The following is a 24819-nucleotide window of genomic DNA, read 5'->3' on the forward strand; positions in this document are numbered from 1 at the left end:
ATCGTCCTATAGATGGATGGAATGAGAACCCTCGACCGTCATCGCTGCGATGGCGTCAAAGTCCCAGTCGATACCCAGACCGGGCTTGCTGGACGGAATGGCGCGACCGTCGGTGATGGCCATCTTGTCGCCGGTGAGGTCGTCGAGTTGGGGAATGTACTCGACCCAGCGCGCATTGGGCACCGCGGCACAGAGCGCAATATGCAACTCCATGAGAAAGTGCGGACAGACAGCAATGTTGAAACCCTCGGCCATGTGCGCGACCTTGAGCCAGGGCGTGATGCCGCCGATGCGGCCGACGTCGACCTGCACGATCGAGCAGGCGTGGCGCTCCAGATACTCCCGGAAGTGCATGGCACTGTAGAGGCTTTCGCCAATGGCGATGGGGATCGAGGTGCTTTGCGTCAGGCGCGTGTGACCCGAGATATCTTCGGCCGTCAGCGGTTCCTCGAACCAGCCGATGTCGAGCGGTTCATAGGCGCGGGCACGACGAATGGCCTCGTCGACATTGAAGCGCTGGTTGGCGTCGGTGAAGATCTCGAAACCCGGTCCCACCGCCTCGCGCACGGCCGAGATGCGACGCACGTCCTCATGCAGCGGTCGACCGATCTTGAGCTTGCAGCCGCCGAATCCGTCGGCCTTGGCCCGCAGCGCATCGTCGATCAGAGCCTTCTCTTCGAGATGCAGCCAGCCCCCTTCGGTGGTGTAGAGCGGGATCGATTCCTGGGCGCCACCGGCCAGCAGGTGCAATGGCTGGCCCAGCTTGCGCGCCTTGAGGTCCCAGAGCGCCGTATCGATGGCGGCGAGGGCGATCGAGGTGATGGCGCCGGTGGTGGTGGCGTGGGTCAGAAACAGCAGGTCGCGCCAGATCCGCTCGATCTCCATGGCCTCGCGACCGATGATGGCCGGCACGAGCGTGCGCTTGAGCAGTTCGATGACCGAGTGCCCACCAGTGCCGATGGTATAGCTGTAGCCGGTGCCGGTGATGCCATCGGTGTCGGTGATCCGGACGATCGGCGTTTCCTGACTGACAAAGGACTGGATGGCGTCGACCCGCTTCACCTTGGGCTGGAGATCGACCATCAAGACTTCAACGCGTTCGATCCTGCTCATCTCAGTGACATCCCCGAAGCCTTGTCAAAGACATGCAGGCGCTGCAGGTCCAGAGTGAAATCCAGCACCTCGCCGGGCTGCACAGGACGCGGGTTCAGCATCTTGCCCTGGATTTCCAGGCCGCCGACGGAGGCGAACAGTATTGTCTCGGTGCCGAGCGGCTCGGCAATGGTGACGGCGCGCTGAATATCCAGCGACTGGTCGGCGCCATGCAGCGAGTGACCCTTGGGGGCAAAGCTCTCCGGCCGAAATCCGACGACGACCTCCTGCCCATCGCTGACGCGGACATCGGCAGGCAGCGGCACCTCGACACCGTCCTGCAGACGGGCCTTGCCACCCGAAATCACGGCATCGAGCTGGTTCATTGGCGGCGAACCGATGAAGCCAGCGACGAAAGTATTGACCGGCTTCTCGAAGACCTCTGTGGGCGTGCCGACCTGCTCGACATGGCCGTCGCGCATGATGACGATCCGGTCAGCCAGCGTCATGGCCTCGACCTGGTCATGGGTAACGTAGATCACCGTGGTCTTGACGCGCTGATGCAGCTTCTTGATTTCGACCCGCATCTGCCCGCGCAGCTTGGCGTCGAGGTTGGAGAGCGGCTCGTCAAAGAGGAACACATCCGGATTGCGGACAATGGCGCGCCCCATGGCGACGCGCTGGCGCTGGCCGCCACTGAGGTGCTGCGGCAGGCGATCCATGTAGGGTTCAAGACCAAGTATCTCGGCGGCATCGCCCACCCGCTTCCTGATCTCCTCTTCCCCCTGTCCCGCGATCTTCAGGCCGAAGCCGAGATTTTCGCGCACCGTCATATGCGGGTAGAGGGCGTAGGACTGGAACACCATCGAGATGTTGCGCGAGCGCGGCGGCAGCTGGTTGACCACGCGGTCGCCGATGCGGATCGTGCCGTCGGTGATTTCCTCGAGGCCGGCGATCATGCGCAGCGTCGTCGACTTGCCGCAGCCCGACGGCCCCACCAGGACCACGAACTCATTGTGCGCGACCTCAAGATCGATGCCGTGCACGATCTCGAGCTTGCCGTAGCGTTTGACGACCTTTTCCAGGCGAACTTCAGCCATGGCTTATCCTTTGACTCCACCGAACGTCAGTCCGGCGATGAGGTGCTTCTGCACGATGAAGGTGAGAATGAGAGCCGGGATGATGATCAGCACCGCCATGGCGCTCATGCCGGTCCAGTCGACCGTGAACTGGGCCGTGAAATCCATCAGCCCGACGGGCATGGTCTTGCTGGCTGTCGTGCGGGTCAGCTGGCTGGCGAGGGCATATTCGTTCCACGATGTCAGGAAGGCAAAGATCGCCGCCGAAGCGAGACCCGAGCGGGCCAGCGGGAACTCGACTTTCCAGAACGCCTGCCAGCGGGTGCAGCCGTCAATCTGGGCGGCCTCGCTGAGATCGACCGGGATCTGCCGGAAGAAGCCATCGGTGAGCCAGATGGTGAAGGGGATGTTGACGGCGAGATAGACGATGATGAGGCCAAAGCTGGTGTCGATGATGCCGAGGCGTGCCCAGAGAATGAAGAGTGGCAGGCTCAGCGCCACGCCCGGCACCGTGCGGCTCAGCATGAAGCCCAGGAACAGGGTGGCCTTGCCCTTGAAGCGGAAGCGCGCGAAGGCGTAGCCGCCCATCATGCCGATGGCGATGGCGATGACCGTGGAGGTGATCGAGATGACGAGCGAGTTGATGAAGTAGTTGCCGACAGGCAGCCCCTGCTGCGTCGACAACTGGCCGAATATGCCGAGGAAATTGTGCAGCGTCAGGTTCTGCGGGATCCACACCGCGGGGCGTGCCAGAACTTCGATGTTGGGACGGAAAGCGGTGAGCACCACCCAGGCGCCCGGCACCACCAGGATCAGCATGGCGATGAAGACGCCCAGCCGTATCAGCCAGCGCTGCCAGGACTTTTCGATCGACCGGCTCATTGCGCACCGCCCATGAAGGCGCGGGCCGCCACCAATTTGCGGTAGAAATAGAAGGTAAAGACGATCGACAGCAGGATCGAGACGTAACCCATGGCGTTGGCCATCCCCATCTGGCTGTTCTGGTAGCCGGTGCGTGTCATGAGGGTCCAGATGATCTCGGTACGCCCGGCCGGCCCGCCATTGGTCATGATGCGCACCATGTCATAGGCGCGGGCGACGTCGAGGGAGCGGATGGTCATGGCGATGAAGACAAAGGGCATCAGGAACGGCAGCGTGATGTGCCGGAACACCTGGATCGGGTTGCAGCCATCCACCTTGGCCGCCTCGATCGGATCCTTGGGCAGCGCCATCAGGCCGGCGAGCAGCAGGATGGCAAACACCGAGGTCGACATCCAGATTTCGGCAAGAATGATGGTAAGCGGCGCCAGCGTGCCATCGACCAGCCAGGGGATCGGCGCCGTGATGATGCCGAGGTCGAACAGCGCATTGTTCACGAGGCCGACGGCATCGTTGAACATGTACTTGAACTGGAAGCCGACCAGAATGGGCGAGAACATCATCGGGAACATCATGATGGTGCGCAGCGTGCGCTGCCCCCACGTGATCTTGTTGACCAGCAGAGCCAGACCGAGGCCCAGGACCAGCTCGAGATTGAGCGCGATGGTGATGAAAACGACCGTCCGGCCGAAGGCCCACCAGAACTCCTCGTTGCCCAGCAGGCGCTGGTAGTTCCGCAGCCCGACGAACTGGAACAGGGTTGCCGGCTTGGTGAGGTTGTAACCGGTAAAGCTCGTCCAGAACGAGACGATCAGCGGTACCAGCACGACCGCCAGGATCACGATGATCGATGGCAGCAGCAGGAGGTAAGGGGTCGCGCGCGGCGATCGGAAGATGTTCATCGCAACCTGGTGAACTGCCTATCAGGAAAAATGACCGGCGCCGTCGCGGGGCCGGTGATGACCGGCGCCCCCTGGGACGCCGGCCGTCCGTTTGCTACTGCAGCAGGCCAGCGTCCTGCATGATCACGGTCGCATCGGCCACCGCCTGATCGAGGGCTTCCTTGGCCGTCTTGTCGCCAACGATGGCGGCCTGCACCGCGGGCCAGACAATGTTGGACACTTCGATCCATTGTGCCACCAGCGGCGGCGTCCGGGCTTCGGCGAGCGAGGCTTCCCAGGCCGAGAACATCTCGACCATGAAGGCCTTGTCGTTGGCCTTGAACCATTCCTTGACCGCCGGATAGGTGGCGCTGCGGGTCGGCAGGTTGCCCGCCTGGGCCTCCATCATCTCGCTCTCGTCATTGGTGAGGAACACCGCAAACGAAACCGCCGCCGGCTTGTTGTCGCAGGTCTCGGTCACCGAGAACGAGTGCGAGCCGGACCAGCCGCCGCGCACGCCGGCCGAACCGACCGGTGCCGTGGCGAAGCCGAGGTCGTCAGAGATCTTGGAGGCCGTCGGGTCGGAATAGAAGCCGGCGAAACCCGGCCAGTCGAGGTCGATGGCCAGCTGGCCGGCGGCCATGGCCTGGCCGATGTCGTCCCAGGTGTAGTTGACGGTACCGGCCGGAACGGCCTTGGCGTCATAGATATCCTTGAACCACTGGACGGCAGCGATACCGGCCTCCGAATTGAAGATCGGCTTCCAGTTCTCGTCGAACATGTCGCCGCCATTGGCGCGCAGGATTTCCATGAAGCGGCCGGACATGCCCTCGTCCTTGCCGGCGAAAGCCGTGCCGTACAGGTTCGGCGGATCGGCGAAGAAGATCACCTGCTGCTTGAATTCGTCATAGGTCTTGGGCGGAGCCAGGTCGGTGCCGGTCTGTTCCTTCCACTTGGCCTGGTTCGCCGGATCCTCATAGAGGCTCTTGCGGTAGTAGAGATTGGAAACGTCGGTGACGCGCGGCAACTGCACCAGGCGACCATCCACGACGGCGGAGGCCAGCGTGCCAGGAACATACTTGTCGAGTTCGGCCTGCGGAATGAAGTCCTTCAGGTCGATGTAGAGATCACCGTACTGCGGCGCAAAGCTGGTGTGGTTGGAGCCGACGCACCAGTTGATCGCCCCCGAGGCGATGTCCTGCTTGATTTCGCGATCGAGGTCGAAGTGGTTCTTGGACGAAACGATCTCGACCTTGGCGCCGGTCATCGCCTCCCACTCGGGAATGCGGGTGTAGAGCTTCTCGTACTGCGTGCCACCGATCAGCTTCACCTTGAGCGTGTAGCCGTCGAACTTGCCGTAGTCGAAGTCCTGGGCGAGCGCTGCGCCACCCAGACCGACAATGGCGCAAGACGCCAGCAGCGTCCGCCACAAGTTTCTGTTCATGCTGTTCTCCTCCGAGAGTGCCTTTCACACATCGGCGTCCTCAACGCCCTTGATCATCCATATGTGAAAAGTCTATTCGTAGGTAAGCATAGCGGAGCGCAGATCGTCAACGGTCGCATTTAATCCGCAAGGAGGAGGTTGCAGTGAGCGGTGTCGACGATCTCGACAAGTACCGGGCCCCGGCCCTGGACAAGGGTCTGGATATCCTTGAGCTTCTGGCCGCGACGAGCGAGGCCTTAAGCCAGGCCGAAATCGCCAAGGCGCTGGATCGCACTCCCAATGAAATCTACCGCATGCTCGACCGGCTGGTGCGCCGCGCCTATGTGCGCCGGACGCAAGGCGACCGCTACGAACTGACGCTGAAGCTGTTCGAGCTGGCCCACATGGCGCCGCCTGTGGCGCGGCTTGTCGGGCAATGCATGCCGGTGCTGCGGACCTTTGCCCGCGACGCGCAACAGGCCGTGCATCTGGTCATCTACGATCGCAATGTCCTGGTGGTGGTGGCGCAGGTTGATAGCCCCGGCTACTGGAATGTCTCGATTCGGGTGGGGTCACGCATCGGCATGGTCAATACCGGCTCGGGCCACGTCTTTCTTGCCTATGCCTCGCCCGAGGAGCGGCAGCTGATGCTCGAAGACCCGGTCACCCGCACGCAGGAGGAACTTCCCGAGGGCCTCGAAACCCGCCTCGCCCTGGTGCGAGAGAGCGGCTACGAGAGCATGGCCAGCCTGCAGACCGCCAGCGTGACCAACCTCTCGGTGCCCATCTTCGGCCCGCTGGGCAGCATCATTGCCGCCCTCACCTGCCCCTACACCGACCGCCTCGACTCGAGCGACGCCCCTGACAAGGACGCCGCGCTCGAACTGCTGCGCACGGCCGGTCACGACGTTTCGGATCGCTACCGGGTTTCGGCGCCATGAACGGGAGGACGCCCATGCGCATCGTCGATACGCACCTGCATCTGGTCTACCAGGACCGCTTCACCTACCCTTGGCTCGAGGGGGCCCCGCCGCTGAACCGGCAGTGGACGGCGGACGATTACTTCGCCCAGGCCGAACCACTGGGCATTGAAGCGGCGCTGCACATGGAAGTCGACGTCGTTGACGCCCAGATGCTGGCGGAGACGGAGTTCATGCTTTCGGTGCACCCGCGCATCGTCGGCGCCATTGCGGCGGCACGGCCCGAGTCGAGTGATTTTCCTGTGCATCTCGACCGGCTGCTGGCCCTCCCCGGGGTCAAGGGCGTGCGACGCATTCTCCATACCTCGCCTGACGAACTCAGTGCTTCACCGCTCTTTGCGGAGAGTATCCGTCGGCTCGGCAGCAAGGGCCTGCCATTTGACCTCTGCGTCCTTGCCAGACAGCTACCGGTCGGCATGGCATTGGCCGACAAGTGCCCGCAGACGCAGTTCGTGCTCGACCACTGTGGCGTGCCTGACGTTGCCGGCGTGGTACTCGATCCGTGGCGCGCCGACATCAAGGCGCTGTCGCGGTCGCCCAACGTGGCGGCCAAGATTTCCGGGGTCGTGGCCTATGCCAAGCCGGACTGGAGCGTCGACGACCTGCGACCGTTCATCGAGCATGTGATCGAGTGTTTCGGCTGGGACCGCGTGGTGTGGGGCTCGGACCATCCGGTGTGCACCCTCACGGCCAATCTTGAACGCTGGGTTGCCGCCACCCGGCAGATCGTTGCCGGCGCTAGCGAAGCGGAACAGGCAAAGCTGTTCCACGGCAACGCCGAACGCATTTACAAACTCTAGGGAGGGACAGCATGCAGCGCTACGGATCGGTAATCGGCCTTCGACCGGAGGCTATGGCGGAATACAAGCGCATCCATGCGGACGTGTGGCCGGATGTTCTGGCGCAGATCGCGCGGTCGAACATCCGCAACTACTCGATTTTTCTCAAGGAGCCAGAGAACCTGATGTTCTCCTACTTCGAGTATCACGGCACCGACTTCGAGGCGGACATGGCCGCCATGGCTGCCGACAGCCGGACGCAGGAATGGTGGGCCGTCTGCAAACCGATGCAGAAGCCGCTCGACACCCGCAAGGATGGCGAGTGGTGGGCAGGCATGTCCGAAGTGTTTCATGTCGACTGATCCCGCGACACCGCTGAATGTGAGTGGGTTGCGGCAGGCCTGGCCTAGGCCGGCGCAGCCTCGGCCGATTGTCATCATCGGATGCGGCGGCATCGTCAATGACGCCCACCTGCCCGCCTACCGGCTCGCCGGCCTGCCGGTCGCCGGGGTTTTCGACCTCGACCGCGACAAGGCGCGTGCAACTGCCGCCAAATGGCAGACGCGGGCCTTCGAGACACTCGAGGAGGCGGTGTCGTCCACTCCGGATGCGGTGTTCGACCTGGCCCTGCCCCCGGCGGCGCATCTGGACGTGCTGCCCGTCCTGCCGGATGGCGGGGCCGTGCTGCTACAGAAGCCGATGGGTCGCAATCTGGAGGAAGCGAGCGCCATTCTGGCGCTCTGCCGCCGGAAGTCGCTCAAGGCAGCCGTCAACTTCCAGCTCCGCTTCTCGCCGATGATGCTGGCTGTGGCCGATGCGCTGGAGCGCGGCTGGCTGGGCCGGCTGATCGATGTCGAGGTGCATCTGAACCTGGTCACGCCCTGGCACCTGTTCCCCTTTCTCAAGGGCATGCCGCGCGTCGAAATCGCGGTGCACTCGATCCACTATCTCGACACCATCCGGGCGTTGCTGGGCAATCCGCTCGGCGTGCATGCGCGGACGCTCGGTCATCCCTCGACCGAGCTGGCGCAGACCCGGACCTCGGCGATCTTCGATTTCGCGGCGGATCAGCGGGTGACGCTGTCGATCAACCACAATCATGACTTCGGTCGCCGTTTCCAGGACGCCAGCTTCCGCTTCGAGGGCACCGAGGGCGCGGCAATGGTCAAGCTCGGCCTGCTGCTCAACTACCCCGAGGGTGAGCCGGATGAACTCTGGATCACCAGCGGCGATGCCGACTGGACCCAGGTGCCGTTGCAAGGCGGGTGGTTTCCGCATGCCTTCATCGGCACGATGAGCAACCTGCAGCGCTTTGCGGCGGGCGAGGACGCCGTCCTCGTCAGCTCCGTCGATGACGCGTGGCACACCATGGCCATGGCCGAGGCGGCCTTCGAGTCATCTGCCCGTCCGGCCACCCCTGTGAGGAATGCTCCATGAGCGACAGCAAACCGACGGTCGGCGTGCATTCGACCACCCCCAAGACCATGCCGGTGGAGCACGCACGCTTGCCGGTCTGGAATGCCGAGAACTGGTTCTACGAGGACTTCGAAGTCGGCCACAAGATCCGCTCGCTGCGCCGTACCATTTCGGAAGGCGAGTCGATGCAGTTCAACGCCCTCGTCACCGACATGCATCCCTATGTCGCCGACGAGATCTTTGCGACCAGCGAGGGCCTCTTCGGCAAGCGCCTGGTGGCCGGTGCTTTCGTCTTCTCCGCCGGGCTGGGACTGGTCGCCACCAATTGCATCAACGCGTTCAGCTACGGCTACGACAAACTCCGCTTCATCAAGCCGACCTTCATCGGCGACACCATCTACACCATCCGCACCAATCTCGAGAAGCGGCCGAAATATGCCGAACTCGGCCTCGTCCGGGCGAGCTACGAGGTGTTCAAGGGCGAGGGAGAGCTGGTGCTCTACTGCGAGCACCTGCAGACCGTCAAATACCAGAACCCTGCCGATTGGGCGGGCAAGACCGAGAAAGCATGATGCCTGTAGATCAAGAGCCACCGCTCGCCGGCCTTGTGGTCGTCGACCTCTGCCAGTTCCTCTCCGGCCCTTATGCCTCGCTGCGGCTGCAAGATCTGGGGGCACGCGTCATCAAGATCGAGCGACCGGACGGCGGCGACCTCAGTCGCCGGCTGTACCTGAGCGACACCGAGATCGGCGGCGACTCCACGATCTTTCACGCCATCAACCGCAGCAAGGAGAGCCTGGCGCTCGACCTCAAGAATCCGGACGATCTGGCGGCGCTCAAGAAGCTGCTCGGCAAGGCCGATGTCATGCTGCAGAACTTTCGGCCCGGCGTGATCGAGCGCCTGGGTCTCGACTACGACTCAGTCAAGGCCATCAACCCGCGCCTCGTCTACGGGTCCATCACCGGCTACGGCTCGGAGGGCCCGTGGGTGCAGCGTCCAGGGCAGGATCTGCTGGCGCAGGCGCGTTCGGGCGTCATGTGGCTCAACGGCGATGAGAACCAGGGGCCGGTGCCGTTCGGCCTCGCCATCGCCGACATGCTGGCTGGCGCGGCCATGGCCCAGGGGGTGCTGGCCTCGCTGGTCCGCCGTGGCATCACCGGCGCCGGCGCCCATGTCGAAACCAGCCTGCTTGAAGCGCTGGTCGACTTCCAGTTCGAGGTGCTGACCACGCACCTCAATGACGGGCGCCGGGTGCCGAAGCGCTCCAACTTCCGCTCCGCGCATGCCTATCTCTCCGCGCCTTACGGCGTCTACCCGACGGCCGACGGCTATCTGGCGGTCGCCATGACGCCGCTGGGCCGGCTGGCGGATCTGCTCGAACTCGATGCCCTCGCCCCCTATCGGGATACCCCCGCCAGCTGGTTCACGCAGCGCGACGACATCAAGCGGATCATAGCCGAACGCCTCGCTACCGAGCCCACCGAGCACTGGCTTTCCATCCTCGAGCCGGCCGACATCTGGTGCGCCAAAGTGCTGAGTTGGCCAGAGCTACTGGAGACAGAAGGGTTCAAGGCTCTCGACATGCTGCAGACTGTCACCCGTAACGACGACGTTTCCATTCTCACCACCCGGTCGCCGCTCCGCATCAACGGGCAGCGCCCCGCAACCAGGCGGGCGGCGCCACAAATCGGCGAGCAGAGCGCAGACATCAGAGCGGAGTTCGGCCTATGACCTCCCTGCTCGGTATGACCTGGAGCCATCCTCGCGGTTACGATCCGATGGTGGCAACCGCAGACCTCTGGCGCCAGAAGACCGGCGTGGAAATCGTCTGGGAAAAACGCAGCCTGCAGGATTTCGAGGCTTATCCGGTGGAGGAACTGGCCCGGCGCTATGACCTGATCGTCATCGATCATCCGCATGTCGGCGAGGTTACCGACCAGAACTGTCTGGCACCGCTGGACGTGGCCGGTCGCGAAGATGAACGCTCGGCACTCGCCCGCGCCTCGGTTGGCCAGTCCTATGCCAGCTACACCTACGCGGGACACCAGTGGGCCTTTCCCATCGATGCCGCCACGCAGGTCATGGCATTCCGTCCGGATCTGATCGAGGCACCGCGCAGCTGGGACGACGTGATCGGTCTCGCCAGGCAGGGCAAGGTGGCCCTGCCGATGCTGGCACCGCACAGCCTGATGTGCCTCTATACGCTCTGCGCCAATCTCGGCCATCCGTGCAGCACCGAGAAAGGCGAGTTCATCGAAGCGGCGACCGGCACCCGGGCGCTGGACATGCTGGCCGCCGTCACGGCCCATATCGATCCGGCCAATTTCGAGATGGATCCCATTGCCGTCTCCGAGGCCATGGCAGCCGCCGCAGCGGCACCTGCCGTCATGCCGCTGGGCTATGGTTATGTCAGCTACGCCATGGACGGTTTTCGGCCAAATCGTTTGCAGTTCGGCAACATCCCCCTGCCCGGCTCGCGCGGCGGCGCGCTCGGCGGCACCGGCATCGCTGTTTCGGCCTATTCAAAGCACGTTCCGGAAGCGATCGACTATGCCTACTGGGTTGCGTCGGGCGAGGTGCAGGCCGGCGTCTACGCCGCCTCTGGCGGTCAGCCGGGCCATGCGCAGGCCTGGGAGGCCGATGCCGTCAACGCCGCGACCGGCAATTTCTACCGCGGTACACGCGAGACACTGGAGCGCTCCTACGTCCGCCCGCGTCACCACGGCTATATGGCCTTTCAGGATGCGGCCAGCAGACGCCTCAACGCGGGGTTGCTGCAGGGCGAAAAGCCTGCCGCCATTATCGCCGACCTCAACCGCATGTTTCTGGAGAGCTTCTGATGGAGCGGTCACGCCATTTCGAGGATTATGCCGTCGGCGAGTTGCGCAAGACGACGGGCCGCACCATCACCGAGACCGACTTCGTCGTTCATGCTGGCCATACCGGCGACTTCTTCCCGCATCACATGGATGTCGAGTTCATGAAGGGGTCGGAGTTCGGGCAGCGGATCGCGCATGGCACGATGACATTCGCCATCGGCATCGGCCTGACCGCCAGCGAGATCAATCCGCTGGCCTTCAGCTACGGCTACGAGCGGCTGCGCTTTCCCAAGCCGGTATTCATCGGCGACACCATCCACACCGAACTCACCATCAGCGCACTGGAGCCCGACCCCAAGCGACCGGCCTATGGCCGGGTCATCGAGCAGGTGCGGGTGATCAACCAGCGCGGCGAGACTGTGCTGGCCTGCGACCACATCTATCTGGCGCAACGCAAGGCCTAGAACCGGTCACGAAGCATCTGTGTCGGGTTCCGGGGGCGCCGCCGCAACCCACTGACGGGATGGAAGTTATGTTGGCAGATGCGGCGCGTGCCAACCGGCCGTGACCGGGAAGGGAAACAGTGCGATTTTGCCGGTTTCCCGCGCTGGCCAACGAAATGGCAGACGAGTCCCTCACCGGTCCGCGCCGCATCTTCCCCTTCAATCGGCGAGCGTGACCACGACGGCGCCGCGGCGGGTCGCCACGATGGTGTGTTCGTACTGGACGGTGAACGCATCGCCATTGGCGGACAGCGTCCATTCATCGTCTTCGTACCTTTGTTCGGCCTCGGTGCCGCCGAGCGACAGGAACGGCTCAACGGTAAACACCTGACCGTCGGCGATCCGGCGCCGCTCGGAGCGGTCTGGCCAGGTCGGAATCTCGCCCGGTTCGTCGTGCAGGCTGTCGCCGACACCGTGGCTGGCGAGATTGCTGATCAGCGTATAGCGCTGCTTCCTGGCAAAGGCGCCGATGGCGTTGCCAATGTCGGCATACGCCCCACCGGAGCGGACGGCACGGATGCCCAGCCACATGGCGCGCTTGCCGTCGCGGCAAAGCCGCTCAAGCTTCGCATCGCCGGCCGGCACGAGGTAAGAGGCGCCGGTATCGGCAAAGACGCCGTCCTTGACCGCCGACACATCGATGTTGACGAGGTCGCCGGCGGCAATGACGCGGCTGCCAGGAATGCCGTGGGCGATTTCCTCATTGACCGAGATGCACGTTGCGCCGGGAAATCCGTAAGTCACGACCGGTGCCGATTGCGCGCCATGCGCCTCCAGCACCTGCAAGCCGACCAGATCGAGCTCCGCCGTGGTCATGCCCGGCGTGAGGGCTGCCGCCATGGCATCGCGGGCCAGGGCGCAGACGCGTCCGATGGCCTTGAGCCGCTCGAGGTCGTCTTCGCTGGTGATGGTCATCAGGAACGCAGGCGATGATAGAGCGCCAGCAGGCCCCGGGTGGAGCTGTCATGGCCGTCGCTCTTGGCCGAACCCTCGACCTTGGGCAGCAGCGCCTTGGCCAGCTGCTTGCCGAGCTCGACGCCCCACTGATCGAATGAATTGACGCCCCAGATGGTGCCCTGCACGAAAACCTTATGCTCGTAGAGCGCGATCAGGCTGCCGAGGATTTCGGGGGTCAGCTTGGGGTACATCAGCGTATTGGACGGGCGGTTGCCGGGGAACATCTTGTGCGGGGTCAGCGCCTTGATCGCGTCCTTGTCGAGCCCCTGGGCCTTGAGCTCGGCCACGACCTCTTCCTTGGACTTGCCGAGCATCAGGGCTTCGGACTGGGCGAGGCAGTTGGCGACGAGCTTGGCGTGGTGTGGCGGCAGCGTCTCATGCGGCTGTGCAGCCAGCAGGAAATCCACGGGAATGACGTCGGTGCCCTGGTGGATCAACTGGTAGAAGGCATGCTGGCCGTTGGTGCCGGGCTCGCCCCAGACGATGGGCCCGGTGCTGTAGTCGACGGGCTTGCCGTCGAGGGTGACAGACTTGCCGTTCGATTCCATGTCCTGCTGCTGCAGATAGGCGGCAAAGCGGCTCAGGCGCTGGTCATAGGGCAGCACGGCGTGGGTCGAGAAGCCCCAGGCGTTGCGGTACCAGACACCGAGCAGGCCCATGATGACCGGCAGGTTGTTTTCCAGCTTGGTCTTGAGGAAGTGCTGGTCCATTTCGTAGGCGCCCTTGAGGAACGCCTCGAAATTGTCAAAGCCCACAGCAATGGTGATCGGCAGGCCGATGGCCGACCAGACCGAGTAGCGACCGCCCACCCAGTCCCAGAAGCCGAAAATGCGCTCGGACTTGATGCCGAAATCGGCGCATGCGGCTAGGTTGGTCGAAAGGGCGGCAAAATGATCGGGAATGGCGGCGTTCCCGAGAGCCTCGGAAATCCAGGACCGGCCGGTCGCAGCATTGGTCATGGTTTCGTCGGTCGTGAAGGTCTTTGACGCGACGATGAACATGGTGCGCTTGGGGTCGAGCCCCTTGAGCGTGTCGTGAATATGGGCGCCGTCCACGTTGGAAACGTAGTGCACCCGAAGGTTGTCGCGCGTGTACGGGGCAAGCGCCAGAGTGACCATGGCGGGCCCGAGATCAGAGCCGCCGATACCGATATTGACGACATCGGTGAACTGCTCGCCAGTGGCGCTGCGAATGGCCCCGGACCGGACCGCCTCGGAGAAGTCCTTCATGGCGCGGAGTACGTCCTGCACCTGGGCACGCACATCCGTGCCATCGACCTTGACCGGCTTGTCGCCCAAGTAGCGCAGCGCCATGTGCATGACGGCGCGATCTTCGGTCGAATTGATGTGCTTGCCCGCCCACAGGTCCTTGCGGCGACCCTCCAGGTCAACGGCGCGCGCCAGTTCGAACAGCGCTTCGAGGGCCGGCTCGTCGATGCGGTTCTTGGAATAGTCGAGCACGATGTCGCCCGCGGCGGCTGAATAACGCTTGAAGCGGTTGGGATCGATGGCGAACTGCACACGCATCGGCTGGTCCTCGAGACGCTTGCGGTGCTTCATCAGCTTGTTGAGGAGCGACTTGCGAGACGTGGCCATCGACATTTCTCCTAGAGTGGCGACAGGTCGCCCTGCGACCATTGCGCGCGCGTTTGTGCCGCAAAATCGGCAAAGCCGCCAGCCTCAATTGCCGCACGGGAGCCGCGCACCAGCTCCTGATAGTAGGCGAGGTTGACCTGGCTGAGGATCATGGCGCCAAGCATTTCCTCGGTGCGGATCAGGTGATGCAGATAGGCGCGCGAAAAGCGCCGGCAGTTGGGATTGGGCGACGTCTCGTCGAGCGGTCGCGGATCATCCTTGTGACGGGCGTTCTTCAGGTTGATGACGCCCATGCGGGTATAGGCGTGGCCGTGCCGTCCGGCGCGAGTGGGGTGGACGCAGTCGAACATGTCGACGCCGCGTTCGATAGCGCCAAGGATGTCGTCCGGCTTGCCGACGCCCATCAGGTAGCGTGGCTTGTCGGCGGGTAGCTGCGGCGTGATCTCGCCGAGCACGCGGAACATCGTTTCCTGCGGTTCACCGACGGCGAGGCCGCCGATGGAATAGCCGTCAAAGCCGATAGCGGTAAGGCCGGCTGCCGAGCGGGCCCGCAATTGGGCGTCGTCGCCGCCCTGCACGATGCCGAACAGCATGCGATTGGGCTGGTCCCCGAAGCGGGTCTTGGAGCGCACGGCCCAGCGAAGCGACAGCTCCATTGCGCGTTCCATCTCCTTGTGCTCTGCCGGCAAGGAAATGCACTCATCGAGTTGCATGATGATATCGCTGTCGAGCAGCAGCTGGATCTCGATGGAGCGTTCCGGCGTCAGTTCGTGGGCGCTGCCGTCGATATGGGAGCGGAAGGTGACCCCCTGCTCAGTCAGCTTGCGCAGCTTGGCCAGCGACATGACCTGGAACCCACCGGAATCGGTGAGGATCGGCCGCTGCCAGTCCATGAAGTCGTGCAGGCCGCCCAGCCTGGCCACTCGCTCGGCACCGGGCCGGAGCATCAGGTGATAGGTATTGCCCAACAGGATGTCGGCGCCGGTGTCGCGGACCTGCTCGGGATACATGGCCTTGACGGTGCCAACCGTGCCAACCGGCATGAAGGCCGGTGTCTCGATCTCGCCACGCGGCGTATCGATGCGGCCACGACGGGCCCGGCCGTCTGTGGCCTGGAGGGTGAATGCGCAATTGCTCATGCGGCGGGTCATACCCGCCGCATCGTGCCTTGTCACCTGGAACGGATCAGCGAAAGAAACACCAGTCAGTGTCGCCGATCCATCACGGCGGCTTTCTGCCTCAGTCGAGATCGTCCTCTTCCCGCTGCCGCTGGCGGAACAGCAGGCTGGCGTCGCCGTAGGAATAGAAGCGGTACGCGTTATCGATGGCGTGGCGGTAGGCCGCGTGCATGGTGTCGAAACCGGCAAAGGCCGAGACCAGCATGAAGAGCGTCGACTTGGGCAGATGAAAATTGGTCATCAGCAGGTCGACGACCCTGAATCGATAGCCGGGCGTAATGAAGATGTCGGTGTCGCCGGAGAACGGCGCCAATGAACCGGTCTTGCGCGCGGCGCTCTCGAGCAGACGCAGGCTGGTGGTGCCGACAGCGACGACGCGGCCACCCTTGGCCTGAGCGTCACGGATACGATGCACCACGGCCTCGGGGATCTCGCCCCACTCGGCATGCATCTGGTGATCCTTGATGTCCTCGACCTTGACCGGCAGGAAGGTCCCTGCCCCGACATGCAGCGTGACGCGCTCGACCGAGACGCCATGGTCGGCCAGCTTCTGCAGCAGCGCCTCGGTGAAATGCAGGCCCGCGGTCGGCGCGGCAACGGCACCATCGCGGGCGGCGTAGACGGTCTGGTAGTCGCGCTTGTCGCGCTCTTCGGTGTGACGCTTGGCTTCGATATAGGGCGGCAGCGGCATGGCACCGTGTGCCTTTATGGCCTCGTCGAGTTCGGCGCCACCGAGGTCGAAGGACAGCGTCACCTCGCCGGTGTCGCCCTTGCCAGCGACGCTTGCGCCCAGGCTCTCATCATCGCCGAGGGCCAGGCGGTCGAGCACATGCAGACGTTTGGCAGGCCGAGCGAAGGCTCGCCAGGTGTTGGAATCGACGCGCTTGTGGAGGTTGAAGGCAACCTTGGCGCGGTTGTCGCCACGGATGCGCGTGCCCGCGAGTTCGGCGGGCAGTACGCGGGTGTCGTTGACCACCAGTACGTCGCCGGGCTGCAGGATGGTCAGCAGGTCGGTGACCTTGCCGTCGACCAGCGGCTCGCCGGGCCGCACCACCAGCATGCGGGCCGCATCGCGCGGCTCCACCGGGTGGAGGGCAATGCGGGCGGCGGGGAGTTCGAAATCGAAATCGGAGAGCTTCATGCGCTTCCGATAGTCCGGGCGCCCTCCGGCGTCAAACGCCTCGCGAGGCGCCGCGGAGGTCAGAGAGCCTGATCAGGGACCCGAGCAACTCACAGTCCAGGCGCCGATACCGGGAATGTCGAGCGTGCCGCCATAGACCGGCAGGTCCGGTCCATCGGCAACAAACAGCCGGAGCCGGGCTATCAGAGACCCTTCATAGACCGCGTCGACGAACACCATGCCATTGCCCTGAAAGCTCTGGCCGAGTTCGACTGGATCTCCCGGGCCGTTGGCGACGTCGCTGGCCCAGACCCTTTCGCCGGCCGAGATGGTGATCGCAGCAATGGCCGGAACTTCACCGCCGCCGACGAGGTAGTCGAAGCTGGCGGCACCTGTCGTATCCGCGCAGTTGACCCATTCAGTAGCAAAAGCCGGGCTCGAAAGCCCGGCCAACAGGGTGATGCTGAGTGCACAAGTGCGCAGCATCAGGCGTCCGCGGCAACCCTGACGGTGACCATGCTGTCGGGATCCTTGACCGGCTCGCCGCGCTTGATCTTGTCGACGTTTTCCATGCCTTCGATGACCTTGCCCCAGGCCGTATACTGACGGTCGAGGAAGCGGGCATCGTCGAAGACGATGAAGAACTGGCTGTTGGCGCTGTCCGGGTTCTGCGAACGGGCCATCGAGCAGACACCACGAACGTGCGGCTCGGCGTTGAATTCCTGCTTCAGGTTCGGATACTTCGAGCCGCCCATGCCGGTACCGGTCGGATCGCCGGTCTGGGCCATGAAGCCATCGATCACACGGTGGAAGACGATGCCGTCATAGAATCCCTCGCGGACGAGCTTCTTGATGTGTTCGACATGGTTGGGCGCCAGGTCGGGGCGCATCTCGATGACAACCGGGCCCTGGGTGGTTTCGACCAGCAGGGTGTTTTCGGGATCCTTGTAGTCAGCCATGCATCTGGCTCCTTATTTGTACTCGATCTTGGCGGAAATGATCTTGTCCGGGTTGGCCGGCGGCTCGCCCCGGGTGATCTTGTCGACGGCTTCCATACCCGAGACGACGCGACCGAATACGGTGTACTGGCCGTCGAGGAAGGTGCAGTCGGCAAAGCAGATGAAGAACTGCGAATTGAAGCTGTTGGGGTCCGAGCTCCGGGCTGCACCGACGGCGGCACGGGTGAAGGACTCCTGGTTGAATTCGGCGACAACGTCGGGCTTGTCTGAGCCGCCCATGCCGGTGCCGGTGGGGTCGCCGGACTGGGCCATGAAACCGTCGATGACGCGGTGGAAGACGATGCCGTCGTAGAACTTGGCATCGGTCAGTTCGACAATGCGCTCGACGTGCTTGGGAGCGACGTCGGACAGCAGTTCGATGTCGACCGAACCGTCCTTGAGCTCAAGGATCCAGTGCGGCTTGCCGGACTGAGCCATGGCCGCATGCGGCGTCATGGCGGTGAATGCAAAAATAGCGACCACGGCCGCGGCGAGTATACCGACAATGGCGCCGGCGCGCTTGAGTGCTGGGTTCATGTTGTTTTGAGTGCCTCGAGGACGATGGGCGGAACGAATTTCGAGATATCTCCGCCAAGCTGAGCGATTTGGCGCACGAGCGTGGCCGAGATGTGGCGGACAGGCGGTGACGAGGGCAGAAACACCGTCTGCAGGTCGGGCGCCATCTGGGCATTCATGCCCACCATCTGCATTTCATAGTTGTAGTCGGTTGTGTCGCGCAGCCCGCGGATGATCAGTTTGGCGCCATTCTGGCGCGCCGCGCTGACGGCCAACCCTTCGAACTCGACAATCCTGAACTCGGTGTCGGTGCGCTTGCCCACTGGTTCAAGCACGGCCTTGAGCAAGGTCAACCGATCCTCGTGCGAAAACAGCGGCGTCTTGGTGGCATGCGTGCCGACCGCCACCACCAGCGTATCCACCAGCTTGCAGGCCCGCTCGATGACGTCGAGATGGCCATTTGTCAAAGGGTCAAACGAACCGGGATAGAAGCCGACAAGTTTGGTCATCAGTGAGGTCCCTCCCCCGCAAATCGCGCGGGGTTTGTGTCATGGGGCAGCCAGGATGGCAAGCTTGCTACAGGGTGATCGGTTCGATCAGCCCGTTGCGGAGGGTGACGATGCGGTCGGCCCGGCGGGCCAGATCGTGGTTGTGGGTCGCAATCAGTGCAGCAGCGCCTCGGTCCTTGATCAGCGACGCCAAAGCATCGAACACCTTGTCGCTGGTCGCCGGATCGAGATTGCCGGTGGGTTCGTCGGCGATGATGACGCGCGGATTGTTGGCAGCCGCACGGGCGATGGCGACACGCTGCTGCTCGCCGCCGGACAATTCTGCCGGGCGGTGCTTGGCACGCGGTCCCACCCCCAGCAGTTCAAGCAGTTCCAGGGCATGGCGCTCTGCCTCGGCCTGGCCCTTGCCGGCGATCAGCTGCGGGATGGCGATGTTCTCGAGCGCGGTGAATTCGGGCAGCAGATGGTGGAACTGATAGACGTAACCGATGGTGCTGCGGCGCAGCAGCGTGCGGCCCCGTTCATTCATATGCGTTGTCGGCGTACCGACGATCTCGACTTCGCCCTGCTGCGGGCGTTCGAGCAGGCCACCAATGTGCAGCAATGTCGACTTGCCGGCGCCGGACGGCGCGACGATGGCGACCAGTTCGCCGCCATGCACGGTAAGGTCGGCCGCTTCGAGGACCCTTACCTGCCCGGGTCCTTCGCCGAAGTGACGGTGAACCTGGGTGAGCCTGAGGTGGACCTCACTCATAGCGCAAGGCCTCCACCGGGTCATACTGTGCGGCGCGCCAGGCCGGATAGAGCGTCGCCAGGAACGACAGGCCGAGCGCCAGGCAAGCGACGGTGGTGACTTCTCCGGCGTCGATCTTGCTGGGCAGTGAGGAAAGGAAGAAGACCTCGGGCGGGAAAATGGTCACGCCGAGGGCCTCCGAGATGAAGGCCCGCAGGGATTCGGCATTGACGGCGATAACCAGTCCGAGGACGACGCCGATGGCCGTTCCCATGACGCCGATGGCGGTTCCCGTCATCGAAAAGATGCGCATGATCGACCCACGGGTCGCCCCCATGGTGCGCAGCACGGCGATATCCGCCCCCTTGTCCTTCACCAGCATGACGAGGCTCGAGATGATGTTGAAGGCGGCCACGACGATGATCATCGACAGGATGACGAACATCACCACGCGCTCGACCTGCAGCGCCGAAAAGAAGGTTTCGTTGCGCTGCTGCCAGTCGGTCAGGATCAGCGGCCGGCTGATGCCGGACTGCAGGGCCTTGCGCATGTTGATGATGTTGTCGGGATCGTCGATGAAGACGTCGACGGCCGTGGCCATGGCGACGCGGTCATAGGCGGCAGCGATCTCCTCATCGGTGGCCATGACGCCGGGTGGCTCCACCCCGGGCTTGAGGACATCCTCGAACAGCTTGAAATAGGACTGCGCCGGCTCCATCGGCATGTAGAGATAGAAGGAGTCGAACTCGACCATGCCCAGGTTGAAGACCACATTGACCGGATAGGAGCGGATCTGGGGAGTCTTGCCGAACGGCGTGCTGGTGCCGTTGGGATTGACCACGGTCACCGCGTCACCGACCGTGACCCCCAGTTTTTGCGCCAGTCGCCAGCCGATGGCGACGCCGTTGGAGTCGTCCCACTGGTCCCAGCCACCCAGTTGCGCGGAGTCCTTGAGGAGCGGCATCGAGTTGAGCGATACCGCACTGATGCCACGGACCGAGACTCCGGTGGACTGGATCTGGCCGGACGCCAGGGCCTGGCCCTCGACATAGGGGATGACCGCCACGACCCCGGGGATGCGCTGCATCTCGGCGACAATTTCGTCATAGTCGGTGAAGCGCTGTTCGATCGGATAGGCGGTGAAGTGCCCGTTCAGGCCAAGAATCTTGCTCAGCAGCTCCTCGCGGAAGCCATTCATGACCGACATCACCACAATCAAGGTGGCGACACCGATGGCGACGCCCGTCAGCGTCAGACCGGCAATCACGGAAATGAACGCATCCTTGCGGCGGGCGCGCAGATAGCGTCCCGCAATCAGGAACTCAAAGCGGGAGAATGGCCCGCTGGTCGCTGCCGGTTCGTTCGCGGGGACGGTCAAATGGTATCCAGGCGTTGCGGGACGACGAGAGCAACGATCCGCGCCACCGCGTCGGCAATCGGCAGCGTCTCGCGCTCGCCGGTCTTGCGGTGCTTGATTTCGGCCTGCCCTTCCTTGAGGCCACGGGGGCCGAGGATCAGTTGGTAGGGGATACCGATGAGGTCGGCGGTGGCGAACTTGCCGCCGGCGCCCTGGTCGCGATCGTCGTAAAGGACGTCAATGCCGGCGGCCTGCAGTTCGGCGTAGAACTTCTCCGACGCCGCATCGCTTTCCGCATCGCCGACCTTGAGATTGATGACCACGGCTTCGAACGGCGCCACGCTGACGGGCCAGGCAATGCCGGCGTCGTCGTGGAACGCTTCGATGATGGCCGGCACGAGGCGCGTCGGGCCAATGCCATAGGAGCCCATCTGTACCAGCACATCCTTGCCATCGGGGCCGGTGACGGTCGCCTTCATCGGCTCGGAGTATTTGGTGCCGAAAAAGAAGATGTGGCCGACTTCGATGCCGCGCGCCGACAATTGCTTGTCTGCCGGCACGGCGGCCTTGAATGCAGCCTCGTCCGTCATCTCGTCCGTCGCCGCGAACAGCGAGGTCCAGTCGTCAAAGATCGGCGTCAGGTCACCCTGGAAATCGGTGTCGATCGACGGAATCGGCTTGTTGGCCAGATCCTTGTCCAGATAGACGGCGCTTTCGCCGGTTTCGGCCAGGACGTGGAATTCGTAGCTCATGTCGCCGCCGATGGGGCCGGCGTCGGCCCGCATCGGAATGCCGGTCAGTCCCATGCGATGGAAGGTGCGCAGGTAGGCGACAAACATGCGGTGGAAGGCGCGGCGGGCACCGGCCTCGTCGAGATCGAAGCTGTAGGCGTCCTTCATCAGGAATTCGCGCGAGCGCATGGTGCCGAAACGCGGGCGCACCTCGTCGCGGAATTTCCACTGGATGTGGTAGAGGTTGAGAGGCAGATCCTTGTAGCTGCGCACATAGGTGCGGAACACGTCGGTGATCATTTCCTCGTTGGTCGGACCGAAGAGCATCTGGCGCTCCTGCCGGTCCTCGATGCGCAGCATTTCCTTGCCATAGGCATCATAGCGGCCGCTTTCCTTCCACAGGTCGGCGGACTGCACCGTTGGCATCAGCATCTGGATCGCGCCCGAGCGGTTCTGCTCTTCCTCGATGATGCGGACGACCTTGTTGAGCACCTTGAAGCCGAGCGGCAGCCACGTGTAGCTCCCCGCTGCCTGCTGCTTGATCATGCCGGCGCGCAGCATCAGCTGGTGCGATATGATCTCCGCCTCCTTCGGAGTCTCCTTGAGGACGGGCAGAAAGTAACGGGTGAGACGCATGAAGACTCCTCGGGCGCGCATGCCGGATTCGGTGGACCATCGTATAGCGCACAGGCGCGCCGAGAGGGAACCGCATTTCAGGGCGAAACTGGGGCGACACCGGCGACCATTGGGCGCGGTCGCCGGCCACTGGAACGGCATGAAGCTCCATGTGAATTTGCAATGGCTGCCATGCAGAATCTGCGTGACAGGAGCGTGAAGCGTTGTTAGGTTCCGTCTCAATAAGAATACAGGCAGCTGGAAGTTGCCGGACGTCGACAACGTCAAGGGAGGAGCATTGGCTGCCGCCTACGTGCGTGCCTAAGACCAATGTATTGTCGATCAAACTGATTCAGGCAGGGCTTCGGCCCTGCTTTTTCTTTTCCGGAGGTCCAAGGTGGCGACTTCAGGCGATCTGCGACGAATTGCATTGTCGCTGGAAGGGGTTACCGAGGCTCCCCATTTCGATCGCACGGCCTTCAAGGTGAAGCGCATCTTTGCGACGCTGACCGCAGACGGAACGACCGCCAACCTCAAACTCCTGCCAGAGGAACAGGAATTCAAGGTGATGATGGCGCCCGAGGTGTTTCGGCCGGTCGGCAATGCGTGGGGCCGGCAAGGCTGGACGACGATCGACCTGCCCCGCGCAAGCGAGGCGGATCTGACGGTCGCTCTGGAACTGGCCTGGACCCACGCCTCCGGTCCGGCCCGCAAATCGGGCTAGCGCCAGTACTCGCGCAGCCACTCCGCCGATAATCCCCACATCAGCAAGGCTGTCAGCACGACCGCCAGCAGCGTTGTGGCCAGAAGCTTTGGCCACAGGCTGAAGACCCCGGCGGGCGCGCCGGGATCGGTGCCCGCTACCCAGTTGCCTGCATCCACCTGGTTGCGCACCCGGAACGGCAGCACGAGAAACAGGCAGATCCACCAGACAACAAAGAAGATGGCGAAGGCAGTGACGATCGACATGGCTAGATCCGATGCACGAAAACGGCGACGTTGGGCTTCTTGCCCCAGTAGTTCGAGACTTCGCTGCGGATCGAACGCTGCAGCGCGGTGTTGACGAGGTCGGCGTCGCCACGCCGCTTGGGCGGAATGCTCTTGAGCGTGCCCGTCACCGTGCGGCGAACCAGATCGGCGATGGATTCGTCATCCTCTTCCACTTCCGGCAGTCCTTCGATCGCCATCTGCACGGCGCCGACCAGATGTCCCTGACTATCGGTGGCGAGGCTGACCACAATATGGCCACCGAACATCAGGCGACGCCGGCCACGAACGCCCGATTCATCAGGCGTGCAGAGAATGTTGCCGTCGAGATAGAGTTCGCCGGTGCGGACTTCGCCGGGGAAGTGCGTGGCTTCCGGGAACAGCCGGACCATGTCGCCATTTCGCGCATGCACAACCGTGGCAATGCCGTGCTGACGGCCAAGACGGGCATGTGCTTCCAGATGAGCCGCCTCGCCGTGAACCGGCACCAGTACCGCCGGACGGACCAGGTCATAGAGCCGCTTGAGTTCCTCGCGCCGCGGGTGGCCGGTGGTGTGCACGAGGGCATCGGACTGCGTGATGACCTCGATGCCGCGGTCGATCAGCAGGTTCTGGATGTCGATGACCTCGCGCTCGTTGCCGGGAATGGCCCAGGAGGAGAAAATCACCCGGTCGCCGGCATTGAGGTCGATCATCGGGTGCTCTTCGCGCGCAATGCGGGCGATCGCCGCCCTCGCCTCGCCCTGGCTACCGGTACAGAGCAGCACCACCTTGGAGCGCGGCAGGGTCTTGTACTCGTCCTGATCGAGGAACGGCGCGATGCCTTCCAGCATGCCCAGCTCTCGGGCAATGCCGGAGATCCGGTGCAGCGCCCTGCCCGAGAGGACAACCTGGCGCCCGGCCTGTGCCGCAGCCCGGGCGATGGAGATCACCCTCCCGACATTGGAGGCAAAGGTCGTCATCACCACGCGATGCGGGGCATCGGCAATCAGCGCGGCAAGGTTCGACGCCACCTCGTCCTCGGAGGCGCTGGTGCCATCCTTGAGTGCATTGGTGGAATCGCAGATCAGGGCGATGGGCGAGGAGGTGTCATCGCCGATCTCGCCAAAGCGCTTGATGTCGGTCGGCGGCCCGCCGACCGGATGCGGATCGAGCTTCCAGTCACCGGTGTGGATGGCGCGACCGATCGGGGTCTTGATCAGCAGGGCGCAGCTCTCCGGAATCGAGTGCGCGACGTTGATCGCCTCGATGGTGAAAGGGCCGACATCGAACGGCTTGCCCGTCTGCATGCGCCGGACCTGCACGTTGTCGACGATCTGGTCCGAAGCCCGCTTGGCCGCCAGCATGGCGGAGGTGAAGGCCGTGGCATAGACCGGCCGGTCAAAGGCCGGCCACAGGTCGAGCACGGCGCCATAGTGATCCTCGTGGCTATGCGTGAGGATGAGCGCCAGCACATCGTCGGCGTTCTCTTCGAGAAACGTCGGATCGGCCATGATGAGTTCGATGCCGGGCTGGTTGGGGCCGCCAAAGGTGACGCCACAATCGACCACGATCCACTTGCGACTGCGCTCCGGGCCGAAGCCGTAGGCGGCCATGTTCATGCCGATCTCGCCAACGCCGCCTAGCGCCACAAAAACCAGTTCGTCCTGCTGCTGCTGTCTAGCCATAAAA

General features: G+C 63.6%; 27 protein-coding genes. 9 read left to right on the forward strand and 18 right to left on the reverse strand.

From position 1 onward, the window contains the following. Positions 1–6: 6 nt before the first annotated feature. The 5 genes from AC0L4C_RS14775 to AC0L4C_RS14795 all read right to left on the reverse strand — a co-directional run bounded on the left by AC0L4C_RS14775 (position 7) and on the right by AC0L4C_RS14795 (position 5375). Positions 7–1113, reverse strand: a complete 1107-nt coding sequence (locus AC0L4C_RS14775; RefSeq protein ID WP_473400429.1) for a mandelate racemase/muconate lactonizing enzyme family protein — start codon at positions 1111–1113, stop codon at positions 7–9. Beyond that, positions 1110–2192: an ABC transporter ATP-binding protein gene (locus AC0L4C_RS14780; protein WP_473400430.1), complete on the reverse strand. Its 1083-nt coding sequence runs from the start codon at positions 2190–2192 to the stop codon at positions 1110–1112. Before AC0L4C_RS14780 ends, AC0L4C_RS14775 begins: the two co-directional genes overlap by 4 nt. A 3-nt stretch (positions 2193–2195) precedes the next feature. Continuing rightward, positions 2196–3053 carry a carbohydrate ABC transporter permease gene (locus tag AC0L4C_RS14785; RefSeq protein WP_473400431.1) on the reverse strand — a complete coding sequence of 286 codons (858 nt, stop codon included), beginning with the start codon at positions 3051–3053 and terminating at the stop codon, positions 2196–2198. Continuing rightward, positions 3050–3952 carry a carbohydrate ABC transporter permease gene (locus AC0L4C_RS14790; protein ID WP_473400432.1) on the reverse strand — a complete coding sequence of 301 codons (903 nt, stop codon included), beginning with the start codon at positions 3950–3952 and terminating at the stop codon, positions 3050–3052. Before AC0L4C_RS14790 ends, AC0L4C_RS14785 begins: the two co-directional genes overlap by 4 nt. Before the next feature lie 94 nt (positions 3953–4046). Continuing rightward, positions 4047–5375, reverse strand: a complete 1329-nt coding sequence (locus tag AC0L4C_RS14795) for an ABC transporter substrate-binding protein (RefSeq protein ID WP_473400433.1) — start codon at positions 5373–5375, stop codon at positions 4047–4049. Positions 5376–5518: 143 nt separating this feature from the next. On the opposite strand from AC0L4C_RS14795, the gene AC0L4C_RS14800 reads away from it, so the two are divergent. From AC0L4C_RS14800 to AC0L4C_RS14835, 8 genes are read left to right on the forward strand one after another with little or no spacing between them, the layout of a single operon-like run. Next, positions 5519–6295, forward strand: coding sequence for an IclR family transcriptional regulator (locus tag AC0L4C_RS14800; protein WP_473400434.1), 777 nt, complete (start codon positions 5519–5521; stop codon positions 6293–6295). A 14-nt stretch (positions 6296–6309) separates the two neighbouring features. Continuing rightward, entirely contained in the window at positions 6310–7134 is an 825-nt protein-coding gene (locus AC0L4C_RS14805) for an amidohydrolase family protein (protein WP_473400435.1), read from the forward strand. Between the two features lie 11 nt (positions 7135–7145). After that, complete coding sequence (locus AC0L4C_RS14810; RefSeq protein ID WP_473400436.1) at positions 7146–7475, forward strand: L-rhamnose mutarotase; 330 nt, start codon at positions 7146–7148, stop codon at positions 7473–7475. Further along, on the forward strand, positions 7465–8550 hold the full coding sequence (locus AC0L4C_RS14815) for a Gfo/Idh/MocA family protein (protein WP_473400437.1): 1086 nt from the start codon (positions 7465–7467) through the stop codon (positions 8548–8550). The genes AC0L4C_RS14810 and AC0L4C_RS14815 overlap by 11 nt, the downstream gene beginning before the upstream one ends. Then, positions 8547–9101 (forward strand): MaoC family dehydratase, encoded by a 555-nt coding sequence (locus AC0L4C_RS14820; RefSeq protein WP_473400439.1) that lies wholly within the window; start codon positions 8547–8549, stop codon positions 9099–9101. The genes AC0L4C_RS14815 and AC0L4C_RS14820 overlap by 4 nt, the downstream gene beginning before the upstream one ends. Further along, entirely contained in the window at positions 9101–10261 is a 1161-nt protein-coding gene (locus tag AC0L4C_RS14825) for a CaiB/BaiF CoA transferase family protein (protein WP_473403528.1), read from the forward strand. Before AC0L4C_RS14820 ends, AC0L4C_RS14825 begins: the two co-directional genes overlap by 1 nt. Further along, entirely contained in the window at positions 10258–11370 is a 1113-nt protein-coding gene (locus AC0L4C_RS14830) for an extracellular solute-binding protein (protein WP_473400440.1), read from the forward strand. The genes AC0L4C_RS14825 and AC0L4C_RS14830 overlap by 4 nt, the downstream gene beginning before the upstream one ends. Then, on the forward strand, positions 11370–11813 hold the full coding sequence (locus tag AC0L4C_RS14835) for a MaoC/PaaZ C-terminal domain-containing protein (protein ID WP_473400441.1): 444 nt from the start codon (positions 11370–11372) through the stop codon (positions 11811–11813). The genes AC0L4C_RS14830 and AC0L4C_RS14835 overlap by 1 nt, the downstream gene beginning before the upstream one ends. A gap of 198 nt (positions 11814–12011) precedes the next feature. On the opposite strand, the gene map is transcribed toward AC0L4C_RS14835, so the two are convergent. The 11 genes from map to proS form a co-directional block, all read right to left on the reverse strand. Then, positions 12012–12767 (reverse strand): type I methionyl aminopeptidase, encoded by a 756-nt coding sequence (map, locus tag AC0L4C_RS14840; RefSeq protein ID WP_473400442.1) that lies wholly within the window; start codon positions 12765–12767, stop codon positions 12012–12014. Beyond that, positions 12767–14404, reverse strand: a complete 1638-nt coding sequence (gene pgi / locus AC0L4C_RS14845; RefSeq protein ID WP_473400443.1) for a glucose-6-phosphate isomerase — start codon at positions 14402–14404, stop codon at positions 12767–12769. Before pgi ends, map begins: the two co-directional genes overlap by 1 nt. A gap of 11 nt (positions 14405–14415) precedes the next feature. Continuing rightward, positions 14416–15543 (reverse strand): tRNA guanosine(34) transglycosylase Tgt, encoded by a 1128-nt coding sequence (gene tgt / locus AC0L4C_RS14850; RefSeq protein WP_473400444.1) that lies wholly within the window; start codon positions 15541–15543, stop codon positions 14416–14418. Positions 15544–15643: 100 nt separating this feature from the next. Further along, a complete protein-coding gene (gene queA, locus AC0L4C_RS14855) occupies positions 15644–16723 on the reverse strand; it encodes a tRNA preQ1(34) S-adenosylmethionine ribosyltransferase-isomerase QueA (RefSeq protein WP_473400445.1) in 1080 nt (359 codons plus the stop codon). A gap of 72 nt (positions 16724–16795) precedes the next feature. Then, positions 16796–17188, reverse strand: a complete 393-nt coding sequence (locus tag AC0L4C_RS14860) for a hypothetical protein (protein ID WP_473400447.1) — start codon at positions 17186–17188, stop codon at positions 16796–16798. Further along, on the reverse strand, positions 17188–17661 hold the full coding sequence (locus AC0L4C_RS14865; RefSeq protein WP_473400448.1) for a peptidylprolyl isomerase: 474 nt from the start codon (positions 17659–17661) through the stop codon (positions 17188–17190). The genes AC0L4C_RS14860 and AC0L4C_RS14865 overlap by 1 nt, the downstream gene beginning before the upstream one ends. A 12-nt stretch (positions 17662–17673) precedes the next feature. Next, positions 17674–18237: a peptidylprolyl isomerase gene (locus AC0L4C_RS14870; RefSeq protein WP_473400449.1), complete on the reverse strand. Its 564-nt coding sequence runs from the start codon at positions 18235–18237 to the stop codon at positions 17674–17676. Next, entirely contained in the window at positions 18234–18725 is a 492-nt protein-coding gene (coaD, locus tag AC0L4C_RS14875) for a pantetheine-phosphate adenylyltransferase (protein ID WP_473400450.1), read from the reverse strand. The genes AC0L4C_RS14870 and coaD overlap by 4 nt, the downstream gene beginning before the upstream one ends. Positions 18726–18792: 67 nt before the next feature. Then, the gene (locus AC0L4C_RS14880; RefSeq protein ID WP_473400451.1) at positions 18793–19479 is read right to left on the reverse strand and encodes an ABC transporter ATP-binding protein; all 687 of its coding nucleotides are present in this window, start codon (positions 19477–19479) and stop codon (positions 18793–18795) included. Then, positions 19472–20836, reverse strand: coding sequence for an ABC transporter permease (locus AC0L4C_RS14885; protein ID WP_473400453.1), 1365 nt, complete (start codon positions 20834–20836; stop codon positions 19472–19474). Before AC0L4C_RS14885 ends, AC0L4C_RS14880 begins: the two co-directional genes overlap by 8 nt. Continuing rightward, positions 20833–22182 (reverse strand): proline--tRNA ligase, encoded by a 1350-nt coding sequence (proS, locus tag AC0L4C_RS14890; RefSeq protein WP_473400454.1) that lies wholly within the window; start codon positions 22180–22182, stop codon positions 20833–20835. The genes AC0L4C_RS14885 and proS overlap by 4 nt, the downstream gene beginning before the upstream one ends. A gap of 376 nt (positions 22183–22558) precedes the next feature. On the opposite strand from proS, the gene AC0L4C_RS14895 reads away from it, so the two are divergent. After that, complete coding sequence (locus AC0L4C_RS14895) at positions 22559–22885, forward strand: MmcQ/YjbR family DNA-binding protein (protein ID WP_473400455.1); 327 nt, start codon at positions 22559–22561, stop codon at positions 22883–22885. Here the strand turns inward: AC0L4C_RS14895 and AC0L4C_RS14900 are convergent. Beyond that, a complete protein-coding gene (locus AC0L4C_RS14900; RefSeq protein WP_473400456.1) occupies positions 22882–23130 on the reverse strand; it encodes a DUF1467 family protein in 249 nt (82 codons plus the stop codon). The two genes, AC0L4C_RS14895 and AC0L4C_RS14900, sit on opposite strands and share 4 nt — an antisense overlap. Positions 23131–23132: 2 nt before the next feature. Further along, complete coding sequence (locus AC0L4C_RS14905; RefSeq protein ID WP_473400457.1) at positions 23133–24815, reverse strand: ribonuclease J; 1683 nt, start codon at positions 24813–24815, stop codon at positions 23133–23135. Between the last annotated feature and the right edge of the window lie 4 nt (positions 24816–24819).

It is taken from the genome of Devosia sp. J20-27, from assembly GCF_055808595.1.